The organism is Streptomyces sp. NPDC001980 (assembly GCF_040296885.1).
Taxonomy (GTDB): Bacteria; Actinomycetota; Actinomycetes; order Streptomycetales; family Streptomycetaceae; genus Streptomyces.
Genome location: NZ_JBEOYD010000105.1, coordinates 1 through 2928 on the forward strand (window position 1 = coordinate 1; position 2928 = coordinate 2928).

A 2928-nucleotide genomic window follows, 5' to 3' on the forward strand; every position below is an offset into this window, starting at 1 on the left:
GTATGTTCTTTGAAAACTAGATAACAGTGTAGCTCATATTTTTTAATTTTTAGTTTGGTTAAGTTAGAAAGGGCGCACGGTGGATGCCTTGACACTAGGAGTCGATGAAGGACGGGACTAACGCCGATATGCTTCGGGGAGCTGTAAGTAAGCTTTGATCCGAAGATTTCCGAATGGGGAAACCCACCATACGTAATGGTATGGTATCCTTACCTGAATACATAGGGTAAGGAAGACAGACCCAGGGAACTGAAACATCTAAGTACCTGGAGGAAGAGAAAGCAAATGCGATTTCCTGAGTAGCGGCGAGCGAAACGGAACATAGCCCAAACCAAGAGGCTTGCCTCTTGGGGTTGTAGGACATTCTATACGGAGTTACAAAGGAACGAGGTAGACGAAGCGACCTGGAAAGGTCCGTCGTAGAGGGTAACAACCCCGTAGTCGAAACTTCGTTCTCTCTTGAATGTATCCTGAGTACGGCGGAACACGTGAAATTCCGTCGGAATCTGGGAGGACCATCTCCCAAGGCTAAATACTCCCTAGTGATCGATAGTGAACCAGTACCGTGAGGGAAAGGTGAAAAGCACCCCGGAAGGGGAGTGAAAGAGATCCTGAAACCGTGTGCCTACAAATAGTCAGAGCCCGTTAATGGGTGATGGCGTGCCTTTTGTAGAATGAACCGGCGAGTTACGATCCCGTGCGAGGTTAAGCTGAAGAGGCGGAGCCGCAGCGAAAGCGAGTCTGAATAGGGCGTTTAGTACGTGGTCGTAGACCCGAAACCAGGTGATCTACCCATGTCCAGGGTGAAGTTCAGGTAACACTGAATGGAGGCCCGAACCCACGCACGTTGAAAAGTGCGGGGATGAGGTGTGGGTAGCGGAGAAATTCCAATCGAACCTGGAGATAGCTGGTTCTCCCCGAAATAGCTTTAGGGCTAGCCTTAAGTGTAAGAGTCTTGGAGGTAGAGCACTGATTGAACTAGGGGTCCTCATCGGATTACCGAATTCAGTCAAACTCCGAATGCCAATGACTTATCCTTAGGAGTCAGACTGCGAGTGATAAGATCCGTAGTCAAGAGGGAAACAGCCCAGATCGCCAGCTAAGGTCCCAAAGTGTGTATTAAGTGGAAAAGGATGTGGAGTTGCTTAGACAACTAGGATGTTGGCTTAGAAGCAGCCACCATTTAAAGAGTGCGTAATAGCTCACTAGTCGAGTGACTCTGCGCCGAAAATGTACCGGGGCTAAATACACCACCGAAGCTGCGAATTGATACCAATGGTATCAGTGGTAGGGGAGCGTTCTAAGTGCAGTGAAGTCAGACCGGAAGGACTGGTGGAGCGCTTAGAAGTGAGAATGCCGGTATGAGTAGCGAAAGACGGGTGAGAATCCCGTCCACCGAATGCCTAAGGTTTCCTGAGGAAGGCTCGTCCGCTCAGGGTTAGTCAGGACCTAAGCCGAGGCCGACAGGCGTAGGCGATGGACAACAGGTTGATATTCCTGTACCACCTCTTTATCGTTTGAGCAATGGAGGGACGCAGAAGGATAGAAGAAGCGTGCGATTGGTTGTGCACGTCCAAGCAGTTAGGCTGATAAGTAGGCAAATCCGCTTATCGTGAAGGCTGAGCTGTGATGGGGAAGCTCCTTATGGAGCGAAGTCTTTGATTCCCCGCTGCCAAGAAAAGCTTCTAGCGAGATAAAAGGTGCCTGTACCGCAAACCGACACAGGTAGGCGAGGAGAGAATCCTAAGGTGTGCGAGAGAACTCTGGTTAAGGAACTCGGCAAAATGACCCCGTAACTTCGGGAGAAGGGGTGCTTTCTTAACGGAAAGCCGCAGTGAATAGGCCCAAGCGACTGTTTAGCAAAAACACAGCTCTCTGCGAAGCCGTAAGGCGAAGTATAGGGGGTGACACCTGCCCGGTGCTGGAAGGTTAAGGAGAGGGGTTAGCGTAAGCGAAGCTCTGAACTGAAGCCCCAGTAAACGGCGGCCGTAACTATAACGGTCCTAAGGTAGCGAAATTCCTTGTCGGGTAAGTTCCGACCCGCACGAAAGGTGTAACGATTTGGGCACTGTCTCAACCAGAGACTCGGTGAAATTATAGTACCTGTGAAGATGCAGGTTACCCGCGACAGGACGGAAAGACCCCGTGGAGCTTTACTGTAGCCTGATATTGAATTTTGGTACAGTTTGTACAGGATAGGCGGGAGCCATTGAAACCGGAGCGCTAGCTTCGGTGGAGGCGCTGGTGGGATACCGCCCTGACTGTATTGAAATTCTAACCTACGGGTCTTATCGACCCGGGAGACAGTGTCAGGTGGGCAGTTTGACTGGGGCGGTCGCCTCCTAAAGTGTAACGGAGGCGCCCAAAGGTTCCCTCAGAATGGTTGGAAATCATTCGTAGAGTGCAAAGGCATAAGGGAGCTTGACTGCGAGACCTACAAGTCGAGCAGGGACGAAAGTCGGGCTTAGTGATCCGGTGGTTCCGCATGGAAGGGCCATCGCTCAACGGATAAAAGCTACCCCGGGGATAACAGGCTTATCTCCCCCAAGAGTCCACATCGACGGGGAGGTTTGGCACCTCGATGTCGGCTCATCGCATCCTGGGGCTGTAGTCGGTCCCAAGGGTTGGGCTGTTCGCCCATTAAAGCGGTACGCGAGCTGGGTTCAGAACGTCGTGAGACAGTTCGGTCCCTATCCGTCGTGGGCGTAGGAAATTTGAGAGGAGCTGTCCTTAGTACGAGAGGACCGGGATGGACGCACCGCTGGTGTACCAGTTGTTCTGCCAAGGGCATAGCTGGGTAGCTATGTGCGGAAGGGATAAGTGCTGAAAGCATCTAAGCATGAAGCCCCCCTCAAGATGAGATTTCCCATAGCGTAAGCTAGTAAGATCCCTGAAAGATGATCAGGTTGATAGGTTCGAGGTGGAAGC

1 rRNA gene is annotated in these 2928 nt (G+C 51.5%); it reads left to right on the forward strand.

Annotated elements, in window-relative coordinates:
- Positions 1-56 precede the first annotated feature (56 nt).
- Positions 57-2928, forward strand: a 23S ribosomal RNA gene (locus tag ABT137_RS50890); the annotation flags it as partial.